The sequence below is a fragment of the Paraburkholderia rhynchosiae genome, from assembly GCF_002879865.1.
Classification (GTDB): Bacteria; Pseudomonadota; Gammaproteobacteria; order Burkholderiales; family Burkholderiaceae; genus Paraburkholderia; species Paraburkholderia rhynchosiae.
In genome coordinates this window covers 1-24,968 of sequence record NZ_PNXY01000025.1, presented here as the reverse complement: position 1 = coordinate 24,968, position 24,968 = coordinate 1, and the positions used below count along the sequence as shown (strand labels likewise).

General features: G+C 63.5%; 25 protein-coding genes. 14 read left to right on the top strand and 11 right to left on the bottom strand.

From position 1 onward, the window contains the following. The first annotated feature begins 85 nt into the window (after positions 1 to 85). Positions 86 to 394, top strand: coding sequence for a hypothetical protein (locus tag C0Z16_RS27310; RefSeq protein ID WP_102635179.1), 309 nt, complete (start codon positions 86 to 88; stop codon positions 392 to 394). A 50-nt stretch (positions 395 to 444) separates the two neighbouring features. Here the strand turns inward: C0Z16_RS27310 and C0Z16_RS27305 are convergent, their stop codons facing one another. Continuing rightward, positions 445 to 1,317, bottom strand: coding sequence for an endonuclease/exonuclease/phosphatase family protein (locus tag C0Z16_RS27305; protein ID WP_102635178.1), 873 nt, complete (start codon positions 1,315 to 1,317; stop codon positions 445 to 447). Positions 1,318 to 1,466: 149 nt separating this feature from the next. On the opposite strand from C0Z16_RS27305, the gene C0Z16_RS27300 reads away from it, so the two are divergent. From C0Z16_RS27300 to C0Z16_RS27280, 5 genes are all read left to right on the top strand, one after another. Then, the gene (locus tag C0Z16_RS27300) at positions 1,467 to 1,913 is read left to right on the top strand and encodes an SRPBCC family protein (RefSeq protein WP_102635177.1); all 447 of its coding nucleotides are present in this window, start codon (positions 1,467 to 1,469) and stop codon (positions 1,911 to 1,913) included. Positions 1,914 to 2,076: 163 nt separating this feature from the next. Then, positions 2,077 to 2,841: a protein-L-isoaspartate(D-aspartate) O-methyltransferase gene (locus C0Z16_RS27295; RefSeq protein WP_102635176.1), complete on the top strand. Its 765-nt coding sequence runs from the start codon at positions 2,077 to 2,079 to the stop codon at positions 2,839 to 2,841. Between the two features lie 32 nt (positions 2,842 to 2,873). After that, on the top strand, positions 2,874 to 3,209 hold the full coding sequence (locus C0Z16_RS27290) for a DUF190 domain-containing protein (RefSeq protein WP_102635175.1): 336 nt from the start codon (positions 2,874 to 2,876) through the stop codon (positions 3,207 to 3,209). A 32-nt stretch (positions 3,210 to 3,241) separates the two neighbouring features. Beyond that, entirely contained in the window at positions 3,242 to 4,381 is a 1,140-nt protein-coding gene (locus tag C0Z16_RS27285; RefSeq protein ID WP_102635174.1) for a sensor histidine kinase, read from the top strand. A gap of 209 nt (positions 4,382 to 4,590) precedes the next feature. Then, the gene (locus C0Z16_RS27280) at positions 4,591 to 6,039 is read left to right on the top strand and encodes an APC family permease (RefSeq protein ID WP_102635173.1); all 1,449 of its coding nucleotides are present in this window, start codon (positions 4,591 to 4,593) and stop codon (positions 6,037 to 6,039) included. A 93-nt stretch (positions 6,040 to 6,132) separates the two neighbouring features. On the opposite strand, the gene C0Z16_RS27275 is transcribed toward C0Z16_RS27280, so the two are convergent. Further along, a complete protein-coding gene (locus C0Z16_RS27275) occupies positions 6,133 to 6,549 on the bottom strand; it encodes an organic hydroperoxide resistance protein (protein ID WP_102635252.1) in 417 nt (138 codons plus the stop codon). Positions 6,550 to 6,980: 431 nt separating this feature from the next. Between C0Z16_RS27275 and C0Z16_RS27270 the strand changes: the two genes are divergently transcribed. From C0Z16_RS27270 to C0Z16_RS27250, 6 genes are all read left to right on the top strand, one after another. Beyond that, positions 6,981 to 7,295 carry a DUF4148 domain-containing protein gene (locus C0Z16_RS27270; protein WP_102635172.1) on the top strand — a complete coding sequence of 105 codons (315 nt, stop codon included), beginning with the start codon at positions 6,981 to 6,983 and terminating at the stop codon, positions 7,293 to 7,295. A gap of 36 nt (positions 7,296 to 7,331) precedes the next feature. Continuing rightward, positions 7,332 to 8,363: an alpha/beta fold hydrolase gene (locus C0Z16_RS27265; RefSeq protein WP_102635171.1), complete on the top strand. Its 1,032-nt coding sequence runs from the start codon at positions 7,332 to 7,334 to the stop codon at positions 8,361 to 8,363. A gap of 204 nt (positions 8,364 to 8,567) precedes the next feature. After that, positions 8,568 to 8,939 (top strand): GFA family protein, encoded by a 372-nt coding sequence (locus C0Z16_RS27260; RefSeq protein WP_102635170.1) that lies wholly within the window; start codon positions 8,568 to 8,570, stop codon positions 8,937 to 8,939. Further along, positions 8,936 to 9,058 carry a hypothetical protein gene (locus tag C0Z16_RS39390; protein ID WP_279635082.1) on the top strand — a complete coding sequence of 41 codons (123 nt, stop codon included), beginning with the start codon at positions 8,936 to 8,938 and terminating at the stop codon, positions 9,056 to 9,058. Before C0Z16_RS27260 ends, C0Z16_RS39390 begins: the two co-directional genes overlap by 4 nt. 7 nt (positions 9,059 to 9,065) lie before the next feature. Then, positions 9,066 to 9,806 (top strand): response regulator, encoded by a 741-nt coding sequence (locus C0Z16_RS27255; RefSeq protein ID WP_102635169.1) that lies wholly within the window; start codon positions 9,066 to 9,068, stop codon positions 9,804 to 9,806. Further along, positions 9,803 to 11,146 carry an ATP-binding protein gene (locus C0Z16_RS27250; RefSeq protein ID WP_102635168.1) on the top strand — a complete coding sequence of 448 codons (1,344 nt, stop codon included), beginning with the start codon at positions 9,803 to 9,805 and terminating at the stop codon, positions 11,144 to 11,146. The genes C0Z16_RS27255 and C0Z16_RS27250 overlap by 4 nt, the downstream gene beginning before the upstream one ends. Before the next feature lie 416 nt (positions 11,147 to 11,562). Here the strand turns inward: C0Z16_RS27250 and C0Z16_RS27245 are convergent, their stop codons facing one another. The 3 genes from C0Z16_RS27245 to C0Z16_RS27235 form a co-directional block, all read right to left on the bottom strand. Continuing rightward, the gene (locus C0Z16_RS27245; protein ID WP_102635167.1) at positions 11,563 to 12,498 is read right to left on the bottom strand and encodes a YihY/virulence factor BrkB family protein; all 936 of its coding nucleotides are present in this window, start codon (positions 12,496 to 12,498) and stop codon (positions 11,563 to 11,565) included. Between the two features lie 217 nt (positions 12,499 to 12,715). Further along, entirely contained in the window at positions 12,716 to 13,156 is a 441-nt protein-coding gene (locus C0Z16_RS27240) for a hypothetical protein (RefSeq protein ID WP_102635166.1), read from the bottom strand. Between the two features lie 18 nt (positions 13,157 to 13,174). Next, positions 13,175 to 13,726 (bottom strand): thioredoxin family protein, encoded by a 552-nt coding sequence (locus C0Z16_RS27235; RefSeq protein WP_102635165.1) that lies wholly within the window; start codon positions 13,724 to 13,726, stop codon positions 13,175 to 13,177. A gap of 364 nt (positions 13,727 to 14,090) precedes the next feature. Here C0Z16_RS27235 and C0Z16_RS27230 point away from each other — a divergent pair, with 364 nt between their 5' ends. Further along, positions 14,091 to 15,899 carry a cytochrome c biogenesis protein DipZ gene (locus tag C0Z16_RS27230; RefSeq protein ID WP_102635251.1) on the top strand — a complete coding sequence of 603 codons (1,809 nt, stop codon included), beginning with the start codon at positions 14,091 to 14,093 and terminating at the stop codon, positions 15,897 to 15,899. Positions 15,900 to 15,917: 18 nt separating this feature from the next. Here C0Z16_RS27230 and C0Z16_RS27225 read toward each other — a convergent pair whose 3' ends face one another. Genes C0Z16_RS27225 through ptsP form a run of 4 tightly spaced genes read right to left on the bottom strand, consistent with a single transcriptional unit; the run spans position 15,918 to position 21,640 of the window. Continuing rightward, positions 15,918 to 16,226 (bottom strand): DNA-binding protein, encoded by a 309-nt coding sequence (locus C0Z16_RS27225; RefSeq protein WP_102635164.1) that lies wholly within the window; start codon positions 16,224 to 16,226, stop codon positions 15,918 to 15,920. A 29-nt stretch (positions 16,227 to 16,255) separates the two neighbouring features. Beyond that, positions 16,256 to 18,064, bottom strand: coding sequence for a PTS fructose-like transporter subunit IIB (locus C0Z16_RS27220; protein ID WP_102635163.1), 1,809 nt, complete (start codon positions 18,062 to 18,064; stop codon positions 16,256 to 16,258). A gap of 13 nt (positions 18,065 to 18,077) precedes the next feature. Then, positions 18,078 to 19,136 carry a 1-phosphofructokinase family hexose kinase gene (locus C0Z16_RS27215; RefSeq protein ID WP_102635162.1) on the bottom strand — a complete coding sequence of 353 codons (1,059 nt, stop codon included), beginning with the start codon at positions 19,134 to 19,136 and terminating at the stop codon, positions 18,078 to 18,080. Beyond that, entirely contained in the window at positions 19,133 to 21,640 is a 2,508-nt protein-coding gene (gene ptsP / locus C0Z16_RS27210; RefSeq protein WP_102635161.1) for a phosphoenolpyruvate--protein phosphotransferase, read from the bottom strand. Before ptsP ends, C0Z16_RS27215 begins: the two co-directional genes overlap by 4 nt. 225 nt (positions 21,641 to 21,865) lie before the next feature. On the opposite strand from ptsP, the gene C0Z16_RS27205 reads away from it, so the two are divergent. Continuing rightward, positions 21,866 to 22,858 carry a LacI family DNA-binding transcriptional regulator gene (locus tag C0Z16_RS27205; protein WP_102635160.1) on the top strand — a complete coding sequence of 331 codons (993 nt, stop codon included), beginning with the start codon at positions 21,866 to 21,868 and terminating at the stop codon, positions 22,856 to 22,858. Positions 22,859 to 22,948: 90 nt separating this feature from the next. Here C0Z16_RS27205 and C0Z16_RS27200 read toward each other — a convergent pair whose 3' ends face one another. Further along, the gene (locus C0Z16_RS27200) at positions 22,949 to 23,716 is read right to left on the bottom strand and encodes a DUF4410 domain-containing protein (RefSeq protein WP_102635159.1); all 768 of its coding nucleotides are present in this window, start codon (positions 23,714 to 23,716) and stop codon (positions 22,949 to 22,951) included. A 559-nt stretch (positions 23,717 to 24,275) separates the two neighbouring features. Continuing rightward, the gene (locus C0Z16_RS27195) at positions 24,276 to 24,767 is read right to left on the bottom strand and encodes a hypothetical protein (RefSeq protein WP_102635158.1); all 492 of its coding nucleotides are present in this window, start codon (positions 24,765 to 24,767) and stop codon (positions 24,276 to 24,278) included. Between the last annotated feature and the right edge of the window lie 201 nt (positions 24,768 to 24,968).

Here is a 24,968-nt window from a genome sequence, read left to right as displayed (position 1 = left end):
CGTGAGCGGGCTGCCGTTTCCCTTAGTCAACGCCGTGGATGATCGTGCTACGATGGCCATTGCCAGGGTGCTGGGGGTAAATATCATGGCTACATTTGGTATCGACGCTGTGCGCATCGACCCTTCGAACGACCGGATCACGCACGTGCGTTGGGCTGCCGTCGACGCGGCAACCCGTAACTGGTTGTCGCCGACTTCCATTGTCGAAGTGGCCCAGGTCGTGGACGCGATCCGCCGGGGCGACGCTGTCTGGTCGCTTTTCACGCTCGGCGGCACGCGCTTTCTCGGGCCGAAAATCGTGGCCGTCCCCCACACGAACGGTCACGACGGAATCGACACCGACGTCCCCAACGGCCACATCGAAAAATGCATTGACGATCTGCCGCGCATCTAGCACGCGCCGTTCGCCTTTGCAGCCGTCGTTGGCTTCGTCGTATTTGCCGGTCAGCGCAGTTCCAGCCACATCGGCTGATGGTCCGAGGACCGGCTGTGCGCGTCCACCTCGCAACTTGCCACGCGCGGCTCGAGGTCTTCGGTGATGAACATGAAGTCGCACGCGAACGGGCCGTCGGGCCATTGCTCGCGATCGTAAAGACCGACCGTCGGGGCGCGCGGCGCGTTGCCATGCGCGCGGCGCCAGGCGTCGGCGAACGCGGGCGCGCCGGGAATCGGCTCGAGCATCCGGCGGTACGCGGCGCTTTCGAACGCGCTGTTGAAGTCGCCGCAGACAATCGCGCTCAGCGGGCGCGCCGTATCGGCGAACGGGCTGTCGGGTTTTTCCCCTTGCGCCGGTCGGCGCGCGTGGTCGCACGCTTCCTTGTGCAGATCGCGCAGCCTCTCGACCTGCGCGAGCCGCTGCCTTTCCGAATAAAACTCCAGATGTGTACTGATCACGCGCAACGCTCCGATGTCGGTGTCGATCACCGCTTCGAGCGCGACGCGCAGCATCGATGGCTTCGCTGGATCGGCGGGCCAGGGCAGCGAATGGCGCAGCACCTGTCTGACCGGCAGGCGCGTGACGATCGCATTGCCGAACTGACGCCGATGCGCGCTCCCGCCAATCGACGGCAGATCCGAGCCGATCGCGTCGATCACCGTCATGCCGGGCAGCAGGGCGGCAAGCTCGCTGAACTGATCGGCGCACGGGCCGCCTGCCAGTCCACCCGCGGACGGCGGCTCATGAAACCCGCGCGTCACTTCCTGCATGCACATGATGTCGAAATCGCACAGCGCGCGGGCTTCGCGCACGATGCGTTCGAGATCGACGCGGCCATCCACGCCGCGCCCCCACTGAATGTTCCAGTCGACGAGCCGCATGACGTTCTCCTGCGAAAGCTGTCCTGCTAGTCTATCGCCGGGAGGCGGCGCAAGCCAAAGTCGACTTTCTGCGCTCATTCATGTCGATTGCGGTGTCGTCGATTCGTCGTAGTAGTGTGTCCAACTTCTCAACCGAAAGGCGACTGACCATGACTACTGGAACCATCAAGCTGCACCGCGTGCTGCGCGCGCCCGCCGAACGCATCTATCGGGCGTTCCTCGAACCCGACGCGCTCGCGAAGTGGCTGCCTCCCTATGGATTCACTTGCCAGGTCCACCACTTCGAAGGCCGCGTGGGCGGGACCTACAAGATGTCGTTCCGCAATTTCAGCAGCGGCAACGGCCACTCGTTCGGCGGCGAGTACGTCGAACTGGTGCCCTTCGAAAAGATCCGCTACACGGACCGCTTCGACGACCCGAACCTGCCCGGCCAGATGTCCGCGACGATCACATTCCGCGAGGTGTCCTGCGGAACCGAGCTCACCGTTCTTCAGGAAGGCGTGCCCGAGGTGATTCCCGTGGAGATGTGCTACCTCGGCTGGCAGGAATCGCTCATGCAGTTGGCGAAGCTGGTCGAGCCGGAGATTCCCGGCTGACCGGCGCGCTCCACGCTACCCCTGATTTTGCCCGGCGCGTTCTGCGCGTAGACTGAACAGAGGCCACGCATTCGCTCGCAACGCGTCGATCGTTGCAGCCCGACGATCTGGCTGCAACGCGGCGTGCGAGTACGCGGGCGCCGGCTGCGAGACGGAGGTGGCGATGACCGATTTCAACGAGGCCCGCGAGCGGATGGTCGAGCGGCAGATCGTGCGCCGCGGCATTTGCGCTCCGCATGTGCTGGCGGCGATGCGTCGTGTGCCTCGCGAGGAATTCGTGCCGGACTATCTGCGAGATCTGGCGTACGAGGACCGGCCGCTGCCCATCGGCAACGAACAGACCATCTCGCAGCCAGCCATCGTCGCAACGATGATCGAGGCCGCGGAGCTGGGTCCCGCCGACGTCGTGCTCGATGTCGGCACTGGCTCGGGCTACGCCGCTGCGGTCGCGGCAGTCATCGCCGCGCACGTGCACTCGATCGAGCGCCACGCGCCGCTCGTCGATATGGCGCGCGACATCCTTGCGCGGCTGGACGTTTCCAATGTGACCGTCCATCTCGGCGACGGCACCACGGGCCTCGCGGAACACGCGCCGTACAACGCGATCATTGCGGCGGCGGGCGGACCTCATATTCCAGAGGCGTGGCGCCAGCAGCTCGCCATCGGCGGGCGCATCGTCATGCCGGTTGGCCGCGATCCGCATTATCAACGGCTCATCAAACTGACTCGCCGCAGCGAAGACCATTACGAAAGCTGCTCGCTCGGCGACGTGAGCTTCGTGCCGCTCGTCGGCGTTGACGCCTGGCCGGCGCCCGATGCCGAGCCGCGCAATTCGGGCAGCGGCAGCGGCGGGGCAGACCATCGGCGTTCCTACCTGATGAGCGTCGGCGACGACGCCGGCCGACATCGCTTCTTCGGCGTGACTTGAATTGCATCGCATCGCATCGGGGAGACGTCGATATGAACGGTTACCAGATCACGTTTTTCACCCAGCACGATCGGCGCCATCACGGCAAGCCGCTGGCCGACTGGCTCATGCATCTGGCCGGCGAACTCGGCTTGGGCGGCGCGACCGTGATACCGGCGAGCGAGGGAATCGGCCACCATCACCGGATACATTCCGCGCATTTTTTCGAGCTGGCGGATCAGCCGTTGTCGGTCGTGATGGCAGTGACGGACGAGGAAGCCGGCAGGCTGTTCGAGCGGCTGCGCGCCGAGGGCGTACAGCTGTTCTATGTGAAGACAGCCGTGGAGTTCGGCGTGATCGGGAATGACAACGGGGACATTCGAACGTAGAGAGGCCAACTGATTCATCACCGAGGTATCCCATGAACCTGGCGGACTTTATTGAAGCAAATCTGGAGGTACTGGTAGAAGACTGGACCGAGTATGCGACTCGCGTCAGTGCAAAAAACAGCGAACTCACTGTGGCCGAATTGCGTAACTGGGCGAGCGAACTGTTGACCCGCATTGCCGCCGACATGAAGGCGGCGCAGAGTGCGGTGCAACAAAAAGCCAAGTCGCGCGGTGAGAGCGGCGCGCAGTCGAGTGTGTCGACGGCCGCGTCGCGCCACGCCGACGACCGTCTTGCCCAGGGTTTCAGGCTGAACGACGTGATCGCGGAGTTCCGTGCATTGCGCGCGAGCGTGTTGCGTCGCTGGGAGCAGACCGCGCCCGCAGGTGCCGACGCGTTTCAGGAGATGATCCGCTTTAACGAGGCCGTCGATCAGGCGCTCACCGAGTCCGTGCGGCAGTACACGCAACGCACAGACCGCATCCGGGACCTGTTTGCCGGTGTGCTGGCGCACGACCTGCGCTCGCCGTTGGGCGCGATAGCCAATTCGGCGGAAGTCCTTTTGCACGACGATTCGCTGTCGGCGTTGAGCGTGCGGGCCGCCGCGAACGTGCAGCGCGGCGCCGGACGGATGAAGCGCCTGATCGACGACCTGCTCGATTTCACGCGCACGCGTCTCGGCGATACGCTGCCCATTCAAGTCGTGTCGCTGGATATAGGCCGGTTGTGCAGCAATACCGCGGACGAGGTTCGCGCGTCGTATCCGCAGGCGCAAATCGAACTGCGCCTCGAGGGCGATCTCGGCGGATGGTGGGACGGCGACCGCATCGGCCAGTTGATCGCCAATCTGCTGGTCAATGCGGTTCAGCACGGCTCGGGCGCCATCGAATTGCATGCTAGCGGCAGCGGCGATGCGGTGAGCGTTGCGGTTTCCAACGACGGCAACCCGATACCGCACGAGGCACTACCCACGCTATTCGATCCGCTGACGCGAACCTATTCGCCACCCGAAAGACGCGGTGCCGCTGCGGGGATCGGGCTCGGCCTCTATATTTGCAAGCGGATCGTGGAAGCGCACCACGGCGAGATACGCGCAGACTCGACCGCGCGCGGCACGACTTTCAGCGTCACGCTGCCGCGCTCGAATCGCGCCACGGCTAACGCGCGTACCTGAGGTGTGCGCCTGTGCGTGTTGTCGCTTAAACGACGACGCGCCGAAACGGTTGCTGAGGCGATAAGCTCCCGGATCGTGCCGCGGCCTCTCGTTTTCCCGCATCACGCATCGCATTGCCAGTCGCTCCGCCGGTTGCGAATTTTGGCTGGCTACAGTGCAGCCCATCCGTTATTCATCGATAGAACGTCCAACTAGCCGGAGCGAGACCTATGAGCGTCGCGTTGGAAACAAAGCCTTCAACCGAATTGCGGCGAGAGGCACTGGGTCTTGGCTTCATCGTGTTCTTCGTTATTTCGGCCGCTGGCCCGCTTGTGGCCATTGCCGGTGGTTTTCCTATCGGCATCATGCTCGGCAATGGGGCGGGCACACCGTCGCTGGTTATCGCCACGGTCGCCATCCTGCTGATGTTCGCCGCGGGTTACACGGCGATGTCGCGGCACATCACCAACGCGGGCGGCTTTTATGCATTCACCGCGCGGGGGCTCGGCGGCACAGTGGGCGGCGCAGCAGCATTGCTCGCGCTGCTCGGCTACAACACGATGCAGTTCGGCCTCTACGGCATGTTCGGCGCGGTGTGCGCCGGTTTTCTGCGGGTGCATTCCGGCATCGAGGCGCCGTGGTGGGCATGTTCTTTCGCGGCCATGGCGAGTATCGCGGTACTCGGTTACAGGCAGATCGAGCTGTCGGCAAAGTTGCTGTCGTTGCTCGTATTCGGCGAGTACATCGTTGTGCTGATTCTCGACGTTGCCATTCTGAAGGCCGGCGGCGCGCACGGTATCGACGCAGCGTCGTTCACGCCACACGTTTTTCTGAGCGGCACACCGGCGATTGGTTTTCTGTTCTGCTTCGCCAGTTTCATTGGCTTTGAGGCGACCACCATCTATAGCGAAGAAACGAAGGACCCGAAGCGGACGGTGCCGCTAGCGACCTATATCTCGGTGCTTCTGATCGGCGCGTTCTACGCCGTCTCGCTGTGGTGCATTGTGATCGGCGCAGGTAGCGAGCAGATCGTCAAGACGCTGAGCGGTTTGTCCGATCCGACGACGTTCATGTACACGCTGTCCGATCACTATGCGAACGGCGCGTTGACCGCGGCGATGAGCGTGCTCTTTATCACCAGCGTCTATGCCGCGCTGCTTGCTTTTCATAATTCCGCGTCGCGCTATTTCTTTGCGAGCGGCCGCGAGGGCTTGCTTCCGGCGCCGCTCGGGCACACGCATCCGTTGCATGACAGTCCGCATATCGGATCGATGTGGCAGACCGCCTTCGCTGCAATGGTGGTGTTGGTGTTCGTCCTCGCGCATGCCGATCCGGTGCTCACGCTGTTCTCATGGCTGACCAATGTGGCGACGCTTTGCATCATCGCGCTGATGGCGCTCTCGTCGGTCGCGGTGCTGGTGTTCTTCAAGAAGCTGAAGAGCCGCGAGGAAAGTACGTTGCGCGTGTTTATTTTCCCGCTGATTTCCGGCATTGCGCTCGTTGTTGTGCTGGCGCTTGCGGTTGTGAATTTTCCGTTGCTGACCGGCGCTGGCCCGCTGCTCTCATACAGCCTGACCGCACTGCTACCCGTGTTCGCTGTCGCGGGCAGGTGGGCAGCGCTGCGGTTGCGCTCGCGCGATCGCAGTGCCTACAAGAAGCTCGGCAGTTCGCGCCTTTAGAGCGTGCGATGCAAGCCGTGCAAACATGAGACGACGACGCCGGACTCCGCGAAGCAGTACCGGCGTCGTGTCGCTGTATGACTGCGTCCAGCGTTAAACAATCGCGATCACAACATCGATATTGCCGCGCGTCGCCTTCGAATACGGACACGTTTGATGCGCCATGTCTGCGAGCGTCCGCGCGGCTTCGCGATCGACGCCCGGCAGGCTGACATTCAGCCGTGCCTGCAAGAAGTAGCCGCTATGGTTCATGGCCAGATCGATTTCTGCATCGACGGCGGTATCGGCGGGCAGCGCGATTTGCAGCTTCTTCGCGGCGAGACCCATTGCGCCGATGAAGCACGCGGACCATCCCGCGGCCAGCATCTGCTCCGGATTCGTGCCGGTTGCGGAGGCGCCCGGAGAACCGAGCTTGAGGTCGAGCCGGCCATCGGAACTGCGCGACGCGCCATCGCGTCCGCCGGTAGTGTGGGTCTTGCCTGTGTACAGCACTTTGTCTGATTGGTTCATGATCGTTATCCAGTTGATGGTCGAGTGAAACGGATTGGCATCGCGAGGTTCGCGACGCCCGGCGCCAGCGCTTAGTGCGTGGCCCGCAATCCGTCGTTGATGCATTAGAACGGCGCCGGGTATCTGGCTTGTGTCAGCCGAGCGGGCTATTGCAATGCTGTGTATCCAATCGAGCCGCATATACACTGCGATACAAATCCGCCGCACAGGCAGCGAACCTCATCGCACAGCGCTGTTTCACCGGTTTCCCGCCTTCTTTGTGTCGTTATGTATCCCCGCCATACGGGGGTACATTACGTTTCACTGGCGCCATTGCGCGACATAAGCCAGATACGTCCACCGGTTCTAATGATTCCAGGCCAGCACATGTCTGGACCAACCGGAACGCAAACGGGCGTTTGCGTCGACAGATCTCCTCTTGAGGTGCCATCATGAAAGTCATTCAATCGCTTATCGTCGCGGCTGCTGTTGCGCTTCCCGCATTGTCTTTTGCTCAATCGAACCAGCCGCTGACGCGCGCTGACGTGCGGGCGCAACTCGTCGAACTGCAAAAGGCCGGTTACCAGCCTGCCAGCGATGAAACGCAATATCCGCGGAACATACAAGCAGCTCAGGCACGTGTGAATGCGCAACAGGGGCTGACGGTGTCGTCTTATGGATCGTCTGGTACTAGCAGTTCGGAGTCGGGCTCGCGTACGTCGAATGCGGACGTCGCCGGTTTCCGTTCGATCTATGCCAAGCCGTAACGTTTTATATGCTGACGTATATAAAGGAGAACAACCATGTCGGACCAGATTGATACTCGGCGTCGTCGTTTGCTTGGAACCACGGTTGCGGGCATCGGTTTGATGCAGATTGGCTTCAGCGGATTGGCCAACGCGCAGTCGAGCGGCACGAAAACGGCGACACGTGCCGCTTCGTTTGCGAATATCCGGCAGATCGATGCGGGCGCGCTAAATGTCGGCTACGCGGAAGAGGGCCCGCGCAATGGCCCAGTCGTGATTCTGCTGCACGGCTGGCCGTACGATATCCATAGCTTCGCTGAAGTCACGCCCTTGCTTGTTGCGGCGGGCTATCGGGTCATCGTGCCGTATTTGCGCGGCTATGGCTCCACGCGGTTGCTCTCCGCCGATACGCCGCGAAACGGCCAGCAAGCGGTGGTCGCCGTCGACGTCATTGCGTTGATGGATGCGCTGAAAATCGACAAGGCAATCTTTGGCGCTTTCGATTGGGGCGCACGCACGGCGAACATCATCGCCGCTTTGTGGCCGGAGCGGTGCGCGGCGCTGGTGTCCGTCAGCGGTTATCTGATCGGCAGTCAGGAAGCGAACCATGCGCCGCTGCCGCCGAAAGCGGAACTTGCCTGGTGGTATCAGTTCTATTTCGCCACAGAGCGCGGCGCCGCAGGTTACGAAGCGAATCGCCATGACTTCAACAAGCTGATCTGGCATACCGCATCGCCGACATGGAATTTCGACGACGCCACTTTCGAGCGCTCGGCGCAATCGTTCAACAATCCGGACCACGTTGCCGTGGTGATTCACAACTACCGCTGGCGCCTCGGACTGGCGAAAGGCGAGCCGCAATACGACGAACTGGAAAAGCGCCTCGCGATGGCGCCGGCCATCTCGGTCCCGACCATCACAATGGAAGGCGACGCCAACGGTGCGCCGCATCCGGACCCGGGCGCGTACGCGAAGAAGTTTACCGGCAAGTATCTGCACCGGAACATCGGTGGCGGAGTCGGCCATAACCTGCCGCAAGAAGCGCCGAAAGCATTTGCGGATGCGATTGTCGACGTCGCGCGTCTTTAACGTTTTTCGTCTGACTGAAGCGCCGCCCGCGTTCGGCGGGCCTTTCAATGTGCTTCTTAACGCGCTTCTTAACGCGCTTGGTAACGTGTTTTGCAACGCCCCGGTGCAATGTTTTGTGTCAGGCGCAAGCTCAGATACATTGCGACATAAAGCGCCGTTCGCCACGCGTTATAAAGCAGTCGTTGCTCAATCAGGGAGACTCGGATGAACGCCGGTTTGCTTAAAGGGTCCTGCCACTGCGGGGCCGTTAAATTCGAAGTGCGCACGCCAGTCGTACCGGCGGCGCGGTGCAATTGCAGCTTATGCCGCCGCAAGGGCGCGCTGATGACGCCGCCGTTCGCGGCAGACCTGTTGTCGATTACGCAAGGCGAGGACGCACTTACGCTGTACCAGTTCAACACGCGCGTGGCGAAGCACTTCTTCTGCAAGCACTGTGGCATTTATCCGTTTCATCAAACGCGCAGGGACCCCAAGCTGTGGCGCGTCAATATCGGTTGCCTCGAAGGCATCGATCCGTATACGCTGGAAGCCGGTCTCTCCGATGGCGCGAGCCTTTCCGTCGTGGAGGACGCATGAAGCGGCTGCTGGCGATCATCGCGTTCATCGCGGGCGGCGCTGCCGCCGAATTGGCGCACCCGGTGCAGTGTTCGATGCTATGTACCAGCCGGGTGCAGGTGAAACGTCAAAAGAGATGAGCCATAGATGGACACGATCGACCACGTACTGATCGTCGACGACGATCGCGGCATCCGCGAATTGATCGCCGGCTACCTGGAAAAGAACGGCATGCGCGTTTCGCTGGCCGCGAACGGCCGTCAGATGCGCGCCGTTCTGGAGCAGGGCGCGCCCGACCTGATCGTGCTCGATCTGATGATGCCCGGCGAAGACGGGCTCGTGCTCTGCCGCGAACTGCGCGCGGGCAAATTTCGCACGGTGCCCGTGCTGATGCTGACTGCGCGCAACGAGGAAGCGGACCGCATCCTCGGTCTGGAAATGGGCGCCGACGACTATCTGCCGAAGCCCTTCGCCGTCCGCGAGTTGCTCGCACGGATTCGCGCGGTGCTGCGCCGCGCGCGCATGTTGCCGCCCGGCATGCAAGTGACCGAAACCGCACAAATGCTCGGATTCGGCGATTGGCGGCTCGACACGACGGCGCGCCATCTGCTCGACCCGGAGGGCACGATGGTCGCGCTGAGCGGTGCCGAGTACCGTCTGCTGCGCGTGTTTCTCGACCATCCACAACGCGTATTGACGCGCGACCAACTGCTCAATCTGACGCAAGGCCGTCAAGCCGATCAATTCGATCGCTCGATCGATCTGATGGTGAGCCGCTTGCGTCAGCGTTTGCGCGACGTCGCGCGCGAACCGCGGTACATCAAGACGCTGCGCAGCGAAGGCTATGTGTTTTCCGCGGCTGTCCAGTTTATCGGGGATCAGGCATGAAGCTGCTTTCATCGCTGCACTGGCCGCGTTCACTGTTCGCGAGGCTGTCGGTGATCCTGTTCATTGGGCTTGCGTCCGCGCAGGCGTTGTCGTTCTGGCTCACCATGACCGAACGCGACCAGACCATGACGAACGTGATGATGGGTTATATCGAGCGAGAAGTGACGAGTTCCGTCGCGCTGCTCGATCATTTGCCCGCTAGCGAACGCGCTCAGTGGCTGCCGCGGCTTGCACGGCGCAGCTACGAATTCGTGCTTGGGCCGGGCGTGAGCGGCGGTCCCGTGGATGCCCAACTGTCGGCGCGAGTGGCACGATCCATTTCCGAGGGCATCGGCACCAACTATCCGTTGACGGTGAATGCGGTGCCCGGCGACAACGAGCGTTTGCAGGTTCACTTGAAGCTCACCGACGGCACGCCGCTCACCATCGACATGCGTCCCATGTCCGGCGCGCCATTGTCGCGCTGGTTGCCGCTCATGTTGGTGCTGCAACTCGCAGTGCTGCTCGGCTGCTGCTGGCTGGCGGTGCGCCTCGCCACGCGGCCGCTGCACGAGCTGGCCGTCGCCGCGGACGCGCTCGGCCCCGATCTCAAGGCGGCGCGGCTGCGCGAGAGCGGTCCTTCCGAAGTCGCGCGCGCGGCCCGCGCTTTCAACGCAATGCAGGAACGCATTGCGATGTACATCACCGAACGCATGCAGATTCTCGCGGCCATTTCGCACGATCTTCAAACGCCGATTACGCGCATGCGTCTGCGCGTCGACATGATGGAGAGCGAGTCGGAAGGCGCGAAACTGCGGCAGGATTTGCAGGAAATGGAAGCGCTCGTGAAAGAGGGCGTCACGTATGCGCGGACGCTGCACGGCGCCACCGAGTTGCCGTGCCGCATCGATCCGGATGCGTTGTTCGACAGCCTCGTATGCGATTACGTGGATGCCGACCAGGCCGTGTCATTGCATGGCCGCTTCGACATGCCGTTGATGACGCGGCCGCAGGCGTTGCGCCGCATTGTCGGCAATCTCGTGGATAACGCGCTGAAGTTCGGCGGTGCGGCGGAGATCCATATCGAAGTGTTGCCCGACGGGCAGACCACGGTCTCCGTGCTCGACCGCGGACCCGGCATACCTGCTGATTCCCTCGAAGACGTGTTTCAGCCTTTCTATAGGCTCGAAGCATCGCGCAACCGTCAGACCGGCGGGACCGGCCTCGGCCTCGCGATCGCGCGCCAACTTGCGCTTGCAATGGACGCCACGCTCGGGCTTTACAATCGCGTCGACGGTGGGCTGGAAGCGAGGCTCACGTTGAGGAATCTCGTGAAGGCGCCGCCTGTGGCGGTCGCATAGCGCGGCAACGCGGCAGTCGCTGCAATGTCTATGTGACATAGTGCCGAAACAGTCCTCATACGGCCGCCGCCCGTTAAAGCATCGGGTCTATCACTTGAGCAGATAACCGTAGCGGATTTGCTTCGTTGTCCTCGCGCGTGCGCGCCGGTAGATTCATCTGACCGCGCCTATAGGCGTCCCGCGAACAGGTTCGACGAAGAGTTTCCCCTGACGACTGGCTTTGCTTTCATCGCCGGCCGCGAACGCTAGAGCGCGCCACCGTGCGGCGCTGGGGGCAGCAGGAGGTCTCCCTGCGCTTGGTGATCCAATCGGTCAGGAGGCCGCTTAATAAGGCAGCGGCGTGAGCTTGCAGGGAGATCGACGGCAGCGATCACTGCGCCGATACAGCGGAAAACTGACTGACCTCGGCAACTCCCTCAACGCGAGCGCGCCGCCCCCGCCCCCAACGGCCGGTCTTTCCCCTTATCCTTGACCTCATTGCGTCCGGCGAGTTCAGCTGTCGTCTCGGCGCCGAACAGAAACACCGCCGCCGAAAAGTAAAGCCACATCATCAGCACGGCGAGCGAGCCCGCGGCGCCGAATGAACTGGCTGTGCCGGCATGCGTGAGGTACAGGCCGAACAGATGCCGGCCTACGGAAAAGAGTATTGCCGCCGTCATGCCGCCAACCGCGGCATGCATGAGGCTCACCCGCGCATCAGACATCCATCTGAGCAGTGCCGTGAAAGCGGCGCCGAGCACGATGAGCCCGAGTATCGTTTGCAACGTCGCTGTGACGATGACCCATGGCGAATCGCCGAAGATCGCATGCCCCGCGTAGGTAATCGCGGTGTCGAGCACGAGCGACACGACGAGCAGAAAGCCGAGGCCGAGCACCATGCCGACCGATACCAGCCGCGTTCGCACGAGCCATGTGATGCTGCCCTTGCTTTTGAGGTCGCTGTCCGCTTCGAGCACGACATCGAGCGCGGTGTTCAGCGAAGTAAATGTCGCGGATGCGCCCACGATCAGCAGCACGACTGACATTGCGGCGGCGATTCCGCTGCCGCTCGCTCGATGCGCGTGTTCGACGATCGCTTGCATTGCCGAGGCGGCGTCGTTGCCGAGAATGCCGCGCGCCTGTTCGAACAGGCGTCCGCGCGCCGCGTCCTCGCCGAAAAACCAGCCCGCGACCGCCAGCACTATGAGCAGCGTCGGCGCGAGTGAGAACGCTGAATAGAAGCCGACGCTGGCCGCCATCATCGGGCAGCGGTCCGACACGAAGCGCTTTCCCGCATTGACGCTGACTGTGAAAGCGCTACGCAGCCGGCCGCGTTTTTTCGGCACCGCCGCGGGTGGTGAGATCTTGTTCATAAACGCCTCGCCCGATTGACATGATGACGCGCCGCGGCCGTTCGAATCATCGAGGACTGGGCCGGCTGGCGAGGCCGCTGCGCTGGATTGCACTGTGCATGCGCTGTGCCTGAGCGGGGCGCACGCCGGACAGCTTTAATGAGGAATTTGTGAGGTTGCCGCACGATCCGGGCAACAAGGAAATGGTCAGTCGAAAGGGCGCAGGGTATTCTCGAGGTCAGGTGCCATCTCGCTTCAGCACCAGCAGTTCGGTTCGGAAGGGTGATAGCCAGCCCTCGGCATCGGCACTCGCCACGATCCGGTATCCGGCCCGCGGTCTGAACTGGACAATGTATTCGTCGTCATGGACCCACCAGAAGCTTTTCGCGGAGGTGGCCACATACGCCGGGTCGTACATATGCAGACCGTTAAACTGGAAGCCTCCGTCGATACGCTGCGGCGCCACACCGTCGGCGGCGAGCTGTTGAAGAAGCTGCCAGCGCGCGCGATTCCAGTTCATATAGTCGTGCGTGCCGGCCACGGAAAAGGCGCACATCAAAAGCAGCGCGAGCATCGAAAGGAACTCGACCGATCGCAAATACAAAGCCCCTTGTGGCGCCGCATTGTCGGCCTGTGCTTCGAGAGGTGCCGCCGTCAGCCGGTCAAAGCTCGCTGCCACATGTGCACATCCAACACATCAACCGGGTTGCGCCAGCAGTTCGCGGATTTTCGCTTCCGTCTTTGCGTAATCGCCCTCGCCGAAATGGCTGTACACAACGTGTCCCGTCTTGTCGAACAGATAGAGCGCGGGCCAGTACTGGTTGTTGAACGCGTTCCATGTCGCGTACTGATTGTCGAGCGCAACCGGATAGCGGATGTCGAGTTGCCTGACGGCCGCGCTGACATGACCGGCATCGCGCTCGAACGGGTACTCCGGCGTATGCACGCCGATCACTTCCAGTCCCTGATTGCCGTATTGCTTGTACCAGTTCTTCACGTAAGGCAGCGTGTTGATGCAGTTCACGCACGAGTAAGTCCAGAAGTCGACCAGCACGACCTTGCCGCGCAATTGCGGCAGTGTGAGCGGCGGGCTGTTGATCCATTTGTCGATGCCGGTTATTTGCGGCGCAACCGGTGTATTGCGTTCCGGTGCGGAGAGGGCGTTGCCGCGCGTCGCGAGCAGGCTGGCGAGCAAGGCGAGTGCGATGAATGCGGCGAGGGTCGTGAGGGTTCTGAGTCGAGCGGGCATGCTGGGACTGTCCTTGGGAGAAGCGGCGCGTCGTGCGCACGCGGGTTCATCGATTGGCGTGACGTCATTGGAAGCCGCTGACGTATCTGGCGTGTGTCGTTCGCTCTGTGCCTATGCAACGTTGTGTATCGGCGCGACCGTCCGATACGTTGAGATACCAACCCATGCTCGCAGCGGCGCGAGCCGCGGGGAGTTTTGTGTCGCACTGTATCCATTGAGGCTTCGATACATGAGCTTGCAGAACGCGGCGTTCGCCGACACAAGCCCGATACGTGCCGATAGTTCAATGCATGTCAGCGGTATCACCGATCCGGCCGCCGCCACCAACCCGGCCGATGACTTCATTGAACGAAAGGACGTCCCTATGCTGCTCATACTTCTCGCCTTCGCCGGCGGCATGCTCACCATCCTGAGTCCGTGCATTCTTCCCGTCGTGCCGCTCGTGTTTGCGCGCGTCGATCAGTCATTCGTTCGACACGGCTTGCCGCTGCTGGCCGGCATGGCGCTGACGTTCGCCGCTGTGGCGAGCCTCGCTGTTGTCGGCGGAGCGTGGGTCGCGCACGTGAATGAATACGGCCGCTGGATCGCACTCGCGTTCTTTGGCGTATTCGGCGTCGCGCTGCTGTTTCCGTCGATGGCCGAGCGGCTCACGCATCCTGTCGTCAGCGTGGGCAATCGTCTCGATGGCGTCGTGCGTCGCGACGGCGGGCGTCCTCGCGTGATGTCGTCGGTCGTGCTCGGGATCGCGACCGGGTTGCTGTGGGCGCCGTGCGCCGGGCCGATCCTCGGGCTCGTGATGACGGGCGTGATCCTGCATCGGCCGGGCGGTGCGACGGGCTTGCCGTTGCTCGCGTTCGCAGCGGGCGCATCGGCTTCGCTCGCTATCGTGCTCGTGGTCGGCGGACGGCTGCTCGCCGTGTTGAAGCGCTCATACGGAGTCGGCGAACGCGTGCGCCGGGTGCTCGGCGCGGCGGTGATTCTGTCCGCTGCGGCGATGGCGCTCGGCCTCGATACGCGCGCGTTGGCGCATGTGCCGTCGCTGAACACGACGGGCATCGAAGAGAAGCTGGTGCAGCGCTGGTCGCCGCGTACGAACTCGCCGCGACAGAGCGCCCGGCCATTGATGAAAGTCAGCGCAACGGCTGAGCCGAGCAATGTATCCAACACGATGCGCGTTGCCCTGCCGGTTGCATTGCCCGTTGCGTTGCCGGTCGAAGGCGCGATGCCGTCGCTGTCGGGCGCGGTCGACTGGCTGAATTCGCCGCCTCTGAAAACGGGCGATCTCCGTGGCAAGGTCGTGATCGTCAATTTCTGGACGTACTCATGCATCAATTGCCTGCGCACGTTGCCTTATCTGAAAGCGTGGTCGAGCCGGTATCGCGATCAGGGGCTTGTAGTGATCGGTGTGCATGCGCCGGAATTTGCGTTCGAACACAACATCGCCAACGTGAAGCGGGCAGCGGCCGACCTCGGTGTCGACTATCCGATCGCCGTCGATAACAAACTCGCCGTATGGCAGGCGTTCGACAATCAGTACTGGCCGGCCTTTTATATCGTCGATGCGCATGGCGACATTCGCTATCACCATTTCGGCGAAGGCGGATACGACAAGTCGGAAGAGGTCATCCGCCAATTGCTGGCGGAAGCGGGGCATTCGAAACTGCCCGCGTCGGCGGGCACCGCGAGAGCATCGGGAATTCAGGCGGCGGCGGACTCGCAGGATTTGCGCTCCGGCGAGACTTACGTCGGTTATCGCCAGGCGGAAGGTTTCGCGTCGCCGGAAGCACTCGCGCCGGACGCGCTTCACGCTTACAGCTCGCCCGCGCAGTTGCTGACAGGAAGTTGGAGCCTCGACGGTCAGTGGCGTGTCGCCGCCGAGCGCGCGGAGTTGGGCACGAGCGGTGGAAAGATCGCGTACCGCTTTCATGCGCGCGATCTGCATCTGGTGCTCGGACCGATGCAGGACGGCAAGCCGGTGCGATTCAGAGTGACTATCGACGGCAAGCCGCCGGGCGCTTCGCATGGCGCCGACACGGATGCGAACGGCGTCGGCACTGTCGATAAAGAGCGGCTTTATCAACTCGTGCGGCAAAGCGGGACGGTTCAGGACAGAACCTTCGTGATCGAATTTCTCGATTCCGGCGTGAGCGCGTACGCGTTCACATTCGGTTAGCCGGCCGCCGCCGTAACGCTAACGGGCTGACGGCGGCTGCGAAGACTGCATCTGCGCATAAGCGGGATGCCAACCGCCGAGCAGCCGGTCAACGGCTTCCCTAGCGTCGCGAAGCGCGTCGGCCAGCGTTTCGCGCGCAAATTGCGGCGCAATGCACGTCTCGCAACGTGCATCGACGGTCAACACGCGCTCGCCGAGTTGCCGCGTGATGGTGCGTTGCACGCGCAGGCTTTGCCCGTCATCGGAAACGGTTTCGATCAGCACGTGAAACCCGCGGTACGTGTCGCTGAGGGTTTCGCTGAAGGTCTCTCTGAGCCGTTGCGCCATGTCGAGCCGCCGCAAGCGTTGGGCGGCGCTCAGGCCGCAGCCTGAACCGGGCGCTTGAGCACGCCCACCGCGAGCGCCGTGACCACGGTCCCGACCGCGATCGCCACCACGTACATGCCGAGATGCGTGACGGCATTCGGAATCGGCAGCACGAAGATGCCGCCGTGCGGCACTTTCAGTTCGACCGCCGACGCCATCGAAATTGCGCCCGTGATCGCCGAGCCGATCACGCAGGCCGGAATGATCCGCATCGGGTCGCGCGCCGCAAAGGGGATCGCGCCTTCGGTGATGAACGCCATGCCGAGCACCGCGGCGGCGTTGCCCGCTTCGCGTTCGTCGGTGACGAAGCGGTTGCGGAAAATCCACGTGGCGAGCGCGATGCCGAGCGGCGGCGTCATGCCCGCCGCCATCGCGGCCGCCATCGGCGTATAGACCTGGCTTGCGATCAGCCCGGTGCTGAACGCGTACGCGGCCTTGTTGACCGGACCGCCCATGTCGAAGGCCATCATCGCCCCGAGCAGCAGGCCGAGCGTGACGGCGCTGCCGGTCTGCATCGAGCGAAGCCAGTCTTCGAGGCCGTGCAGCGCGGTTGCAACTGGCGTGCCGACCACGTAGATCATCAGCAGGCCGACCACGAGCGTCGAGACAAGTGGAATGATAAGAACCGGCTTGAGACCTTCGAGGTTACGGTGCAGTTTCAGCTTGCGGCTGATCAGCAAGGCCGTATAGCCCGCGAGAAAGCCGGAAATGATGCCGCCGAGAAAGCCCGCGCCAAGGCTCGCGGCGAGCATGCCGCCCACCATGCCGGGCGTGATGCCGGGCCGGTCCGCAATCGAATAGGCAATGTAGCCGGACAGCACGGGCACCATCAGCGCGAACGCGGACTTGGCGCCGATCTGGAACAGCGCCCAGGCGAGCGTGCCTTTGTGCGCGTCGTCGAATGCGTAGATGCCGCCCAACGCGAACGAAATCGCGATCAGCAAGCCGCCCGCCACCACGAACGGCAACATGAACGACACGCCCGTCATCAGATGGCGATATGGGCCCGACGCCTTCGCCGAGCGTTGTTTCTTCGCGGTGGCGACCTGATCGGCAAGCGCCGCGCCGTTCGCCGCGGATTGCCCGCCGGCACTTTTCGCCGACGCCGCCGCGCCGCCTTCGACGGCCGCTTCGGCAATCGCTCTCTCGATCAGCGCCGCGCCTTTGCCGATTGCGCCTTTCGTGCCGGTTTCATAGAGGGGCTTGCCGCGAAAGCGGCTTTTGTCGACCTGCGTGTCGGCGGCGATCACCACGAGGTCCGCCGCCGCGATCTGCTCGTCGCTCAGCGTGTTTTGCGCGCCGACCGAGCCTTGGGTTTCGACGTGGATCTCGTGGCCGAGCGACTTCGCGCCTTGTGCGAGTCCTTCGGCGGCCATGAAGGTGTGCGCGATGCCGGTCGGGCACGACGTGATCGCGACGATCTTCAGCGCGCGCGCCGCACCATGCGGGCTTCCTGCGCCTCGTGTTCCCTGTGCGCCTTGAGTCGCGCCCGCGTTCGCCGCGACGCGCGCGAGCACCGCGTCGGCTTCGCGGATCGCGTCGTCGAGAGAAATGCGGTGAATCGTTTTGCCGGCAAACGGCGTTTCGTCGACGCGCTCGCTTACGTCCGCGGCGATCAGCACGGTCTGCGCCGCGTCGATCTGCGCCGCGTTCAGCGGATGCTGAACGCCGAGCGCGCTGCGCGTTTCGATGGCGAACGATGCGCCGCGTTTTTGTGCCGCGCGGTTCAGGGCCTGCGCCGCGACCATCGGCGACGCGCTTTGTTGCGGGGACGATACCAGTCCAATCAGCTTGTCCATTGCTCTCTCTGGCTTACACGGCTTGATGTTGGGTCACGCGCAGCGGATGCGCGGCGACGCTGAAGGTGCTGAGTTCGACTTGCGCGGCGAGGGCGTCGAGCGTCGCGCGATCCGGCAGATGCGGACCGACACGCGCAAGCTTGCCCGCGGCGAATGCCGTCGCGCGCCGGCCGACCGCATCCCACGGATGCCCTTCTGCGAGACTGGCGACGAGGCCCGCGACGAGCGCATCGCCCGCGCCGACGGTGCTCGCTACCGGCACGCGCAACGGCGCGGCGCGCCAGCCTTCGTAGGCTGAGGCGCGTTCCTGCGTTGGCGCTTGGGTTTGCGTTCGGGTTTGCGCTTGGGCCTGCTTCGATGTGACGCCCAGCGCGCCGCGCTCGCCGAGCGAAACGACCACATACTGGATGCCGCGTTTCACCAGTTCACAAGCGGCTTCGATCAACGCATCGTCATCTGCCAGCGAACGGCCCAACGCGGCTTCGAGTTCCGCGCGATTCGGCTTAACGAGGTCCGGCATATCGCCGGCTGCGCTTGCGGCGAGCACGTCGGCGAGCGGCGCGCCGCTGGTATCGAGTGCGACGCATGCGCCCGCCCGATGCAATGAGCGCGTGAGCCGCCGATAAAACGACACGTCCACGCCGGGCGGCAAGCTGCCCGCGAGCACGAACCAGCGGCCCGGCGCGGCAAGTTCGACGACGCGTTGTTCGAGCGCCTCGACGTCGGCCGCACTCGGCAGCGACGTCGCGAGATTGATGTCGGTCGTTTCATGGCGTGCCGTGTCGACCAGCTTCACGTTGATGCGCGGACGTCCGGCGATCCGCACGAAGCGGTCCAGGATGTGCTTATCGGCGAACATCGCATCGAACGCGGCCGCGTCGTCGGAACCGAGCAGACCCGTGGCGATTGTTGCGATGCCGTAGTCCGCGAGACAGCCCGCGACATTCACGCCTTTGCCGCCCGCATTGAATTCGAGCGACGCGGCGAGATTGACCTCGCCAAGCGCGAGGTTCGCAACGCGCACCGTTTGATCGAGCGCCGGATTCGGCGTGACGGTCACGACCGTGTTCATGCGGCCGCCTTGATCTCGGTGGTCTCGAGCGCGCGCACCGCGTCGACGTCCTCGCAATCGAGCGCGCGGCGCGCAAGCGCCTGCAACGCGTCAAGGCGCGACGCGCGCAGCCGCGACTTCACGGCAGGAATATCGCGCGAGCTCATCGACAGTTCGTCGACGCCGAGGCCCGCGAGAATCGACGCGCCCAGCGGATCGCCCGCAAGCCCGCCACACACGCCGACCCACTTGCGATGACGACGCGCGCCATCGACGGTCTGCTTGATCATGCGCAGCACGGCGGGATGCAGGCTCTCGGCCATGCGTGCGAGTTCCGGATGTTCACGGTCGACGGCCAGCACATATTGCGTCAGATCGTTGGTGCCGATCGAGAAGAAGTCGACGAGCGCGGCGAAGTGGTCCGCGAACGCTGCCGCCGACGGTGTCTCGACCATGATGCCGAGCGGCACTTTCGGTGCGTCGAGCTCGGCGCGCACGGTTTCAGCGAGCGCCAGCGCCTGACGCGCTTCGTCGAGCGTGGAAACCATCGGGAACATGATCCACAGCGGGCCGTCCTTGGCCGCACGATAGAGCGCGCGCAACTGCGGCACGAACAGGTCGGGGCGGCGCAGGCACAGACGCAGTCCGCGCACGCCGAGAAATGGATTCGACTCGTGCGGCAGATTGAGATACGGCACCTGCTTGTCGCCGCCAATGTCGAGCGTACGAATGATCAGATGACGCCCGCCGCTCGCTTCGACCATCCGCCGATAGCAGTCGTATTGCTCGTCCTCGCTCGGCGCGTCGTGCCGTTCGAGGAACAGGAACTCGGTGCGCATCAGGCCGACCCCGTCCGCGCCGTTCGCAATGGCGTCGCGGACCTGATCGGGCCGTGTGATGTTCGCGCCGATTTCGAGCACGTGGCCGTCGAGCGTCGCCGCAGGCAACGCGCGATTCGCCGCGGCGCGTTGCGCTTCTTCGGCCAGTTGCAATTGCGTTCGACGCGCGCGCTCCAGGTCTTGCGCCGACACGCCGACATACAAACGGCCGCTCGTGCCGTCAAGTACGGCGGCGCTGCCGTCCGCAACGTCCAGCAGCGCCGCGCCGCACGCGACCGCTGCCGGCACGCCGAGCGTGCGCGCGAGAATCGCGGTGTGCGAAGTCGGACCGCCCGACACCGTGCAGAAGCCGAGCGTGACGGCGGGGTCGAGCATTGCCGTGTCAGACGGCGTCAGGTCTTCGGCGATCAGGATGGCGGGCGTGTTGAGGCGCGTATCGGCGGCCAGGTTTTCGCCGAGGTGTTTGAGCACGCGGCGCGCGACGTCGCGCAGATCGGTCGCGCGCGAGGCGAGTAACGGATCGGGCAACGCCGCGAGGCGCTCGGCCTGCCGCTCGGCCGCCTGATGCCACGACCACGCGACGCCGTGTCCGTCCAGCAACAGACGGGCGGCTTCGGCAAGCAGTTCCGTGTCGTTCAGCAGCTCGCGGTGCGCGCCGAAGATCGCGCCTTCTTCCGCGCCGAGGCGCGCGGTGGTGTCGCGGGCGAGCGTGTCGAGCTCATCGGCGGTCTTGCGCAAGGCTTCTTCCAGCCGATGCGTGGCTTCCACCGTTTCGCCGGGCCGGTCCTGAACGTCGAGCTGCGCTGTGCGCATGACACGAGCCTGGCCGATTGAAAAGCCCGGGCCGGCGCTGACGCCTTCGAACATCGTCGCGGGATCGACCGGCGTCCACGACACCGGCTGCGCTTTCTGACGACGCGCGCGAGCCGCCGCGGCGCGCTCGTGCTCTTCGGCGGAAAGCGCTTGAATGGTGCGCTTGAGTGCAGTGAGCGCGTCTGCCGCATCGACACCTTGCGCCGACAGTACGAGATGCGCGTTGGCGGTGGCACCGAGTTGCAGCAGGCTGACGAGATTCTTCGGATCGGCGGCGAGTTTGCCGTTACGTACCCGCAAAGCCGCCTGATAGCGCTTGGCGGTCGCGACCCACGTGCTTGCCGGGCGTGCATGCAGACCGTGCGGATAGTCGAGCACCAGTTCCACGCGCTGCTCGAAATCAGCGGGCGTGCTTTCGATCACACTCGTTGCAGCGTCGGCGCCCGCGCCGTTCAATGCCGCGACCAGCGCGTTAGGATCGCGTGCGTCGACCAGCGCGCGCAGTTTTTCCGAGTCGCCGATCAGGCGCGTGAGGCGTTGCAGCAGCGCGATGTGTTCGTCCGATTGAGCGGCAATCGCCACGACCAGATTTGCGCGCTCGCCATCGTGCCATTCGACGCCTTCCGGCAATTGCAGCACGGCAACGCCCGTGCGCCGGATCAGGTGACGGTCTTCCTGCATGCCGTGCGGGATCGCGACGCCGTTGCCCAGATACGTGTTCGAGACTTTTTCGCGTCCATGAAGACTGTCGACATACGCGGGCTCGATGTAACCGGCGGCGGCCAGTAATTCGCCGGCCTGGACAATCGCGTCGTGTTTCGACGTGGCCCGAGCGTTCAATCGAACCAGCTCTGCGGTAAGCAGCGACGGCATCGCGTCTCCTGAAATCGAATCGTTGAAGTGGGTGTATTGGAATCGATACCACTTTTGCAGTCAAGCCTTGACCGCCTGGGCATAATTCGGCGAAAACCGCGGGAACACAGGTAGAATGGCTTCAAAGGTCCGAGCAGCCTGTCTCCCGCGCGGACGGCCCGAGGCATCAGCCGGTGAGCAATCCAGGGAAAATACCGAGCGATTCAAGGAATCGATACCACTTTCATGAATCTAAGAATCAAGGATGTCGCGGAAGCCGCAGGCGTATCGGTTACGACCGTCTCGCGCGTGCTGTCCAACAATGGGCCGGTGCGGGACGCGGTGCGCCAGCGCGTGTTGGGCGCCATCGAGCAATTGGGTTATCGCCCGAACGCGGCCGCGCGCCGGCTGCGTTCGGGCGACACCGCGACCATCGGGCTGATCGTGTCGGACGTGCGCAATCCATTCTTCACCGAAGTCAGCCGCGCCGTTGAAGACGCCGCCTATCAGCAGGGCTTGCGCGTGATTCTCTGCAATACCGACGAAAATCCCGAGAAAGAGGCGATGTATCTCAGGCTGATGGAGGAAGAGCGCGTCACGGGCTGCATCTATTCGCCGACTCACGACGCGGCGCAGCGCTTCAAGGCGCAGGCCTATGATTTCCCGGTGGTGATGATCGACCGCGCAGGTCCGGCGGGCAGCGCCGACGCGGTCGTGCTGGATAATCGCGACGCGGCGGCGCGCCTCGTTGAGCATCTGGTCGAGCGTGGCTACCGGCGCATTGCCGGCCTGTTCGGCAATGCCAGTACCACGGGCCGCGAGCGTCACGACGGCTTCGCGCAGGCGCTGGGGCGGCACGGCTTGCCGGTGCTTGCGGAGTTCGTCGAGCCGAATCCGGGCAGCGCGCTTCAGCATGTCGGCGCGTGGCTCGCGCGTGAGCCGGCGGCGCGGCCGGATGCGATCGTCGCGAGTAACGGCTTATTGCTGCTTGGCGCGTATCGCGAGATGCGCGCGCGTGGCGCGACGCCCGGAACCGACATCGCGCTCGCAGGCTTCGATAACGACTCATGGACCGATCTCGTTACACCGGGCATTACCGTCGTCGCGCAGCCTGTATATGAAATCGGCAAGATCGCGATGCAATTGTTGACGCAGCGTCTTGCCGATCCGTCGATGTCGACGCGTTCTCTGGTGCTGCCGGGCGATCTGGTGATTCGCGGCTCGACAGCGGCGCGCTAACGCGCTTTTCAGCTGCGCAGCCCCCGTTCCGGGCTTCGCAGCTATCTGTCCAATCCGCGTTCTGGCATCGTCGAGCCGCATCGCGGCAGATCAACCCTTGGTGTGCTGGGTCGACAGCCAACCGCCGCTCACGCCGATCTGCGCGATCTGCTTCGCGACCGCGTCCGCGAGGCGCGTGGCGTCGGCGGAAACTCCGGCGTGCTTCGTTTCCGATACCGCATGCAAGCCGCCGCCCACTGCCGCCGACGTCGCAATGCTTCCCACCGCCGCGCCCACGCCGGCCGTTTCGGCGATGCCCGGCGCCTTGCCGCTGTCCGCGCTTGCATTGAAGCTTTGCACGAGCCGCGGCGCGCCGCCCGCGGGCTTGTAGAAGATCTGCACCGAACTGCTCACCTCGCTCTTGCCCGCACCGAGACCGATCAGCATGCGACGGCGGCGATTGCCCGCATCGATCGAATCAAGGCTGCCTTGCACCATCAGCACATTCTGATCGGCGGGCGCGGGTATGTCGGAGCGAATCGCGCGCAGACCCATCGACTGCAACTGGTGCACGATTTCGTTCGCGACCTGTTCGCGGACTTCGGCGGCATCGCCGGATTGCTTTTGTGCAGCCGATGAACCGTCGATGTGCGTCTTCAGTTTCTGCAGCATGCCGCCGTCCAGCCTCACCTGGTCGGCCTGAGTGTCGAACGTGTACACATAGATGTTGTCCGGACGCACGGTCGGCTGAGTAGTCGCCGCGCTCGCGTTCGTGACGCTGCCGCCCGCGCAGCCGGTCAGCAGCATACTGGCGCTGACCATCGCGATGCATGCAGCACGGGCGGTATTCTTTTTGATGAGCTTGATTGAAGTGAACATGGTTGTCTCGTTGTCGGCACGCGGTGCCGTAGTGTTCGAACCTATCTTCCGACGATCGGTAACCGGGGGATCGTGATCATCGGCGATAGGTATCGCACGTAAAGCACTCTTGATCTCATGCGTTCTGTTACGTACGCACCGGCAGCGAAACGAAGTATGGGCGAGCCGCTTGTCCAACTCCACCGAACAATTATTTCGCGCAATGTCACGCGCCGAACGGACGTTTAGCGCCGCGAGAAAGCGGAGCGGAGAGAGGTAGACAAAGGATGAGAGTGTGATGAGGCCGCGCGATCACGCGCGGCGGGCCACGTTTTTCTCGATCAGTGCAAGGCAAGGGTGACGATGCAGCAAAGCACGAACACGAGCAAAGCAGCGGCGACAGCCACGTCTACTGGATAGCGCATGCTGGACTCGCACTGGCGTTTTGACAGCCTTTATCGTAATCACCAGACAGAAGACGAAAAAGCGGCTAGTGAATCGCAATGTGCGAGAACTAACGCTGCGCGGGCGATGGGCTGCAAAGCGTTTTTGCGGTAGCGCTTCCAGTGTGAAATGGGTCTTACTGCGGCTGTGAGTGCGCGCTATCGGGGGACATGCGCGGCGACGTGGGCGGCGAAATACGCGGCGCCTTGTTGGCTGCGGCCAGATCCTCCGAAAGGGTCGTGCGTAATGTAGCGATCGCCTGCTCGGGGTTTGCCGGCTTCAACTGTTCGCGCGCGAGTGAGTCGTAAACATAGTGACGCAGTATCGGGTCCTGGGTCTTGTTCAACACCTCGTGATACACCGCGACGATGTCGCCCGAACGTCCGCTCAGTGCATAGAGACGGCGCAGCTGTTCGAGATCGTTGATCACGGCGAGGCCAGGGCCGATAGGGCGCATCGCGTCCATCGGCCCCATCGCGCCATGCATTCGAGGTGGGCCGTCGCCATGCGGCGCTTCGCCGTGCATGTCGCCGGGCGCCGGCGGCGGCAAAGGTTCGTCTGCGAATGCGGCCGTCGCGGCCATGGTCAGCACGGCGGCTAGCGCCGCGCCCAGAATATGTTTTTTCATGATGTCGCTCCCATGGACCTCAGGATTACCCACATCTGCGCGGGGATAGCGCTTGTAAACAGCTTGAGGCGGTGTTAACTTGAGGCACCGCCACAGGAACTACACGTAATTGCCTTCGACCGACAATCAGGATGACCAGGACGACTGGGCCGACATCGAATTCGGCGCGGCAAATCTGGGCGATGCCCGTCTGACGAGCCG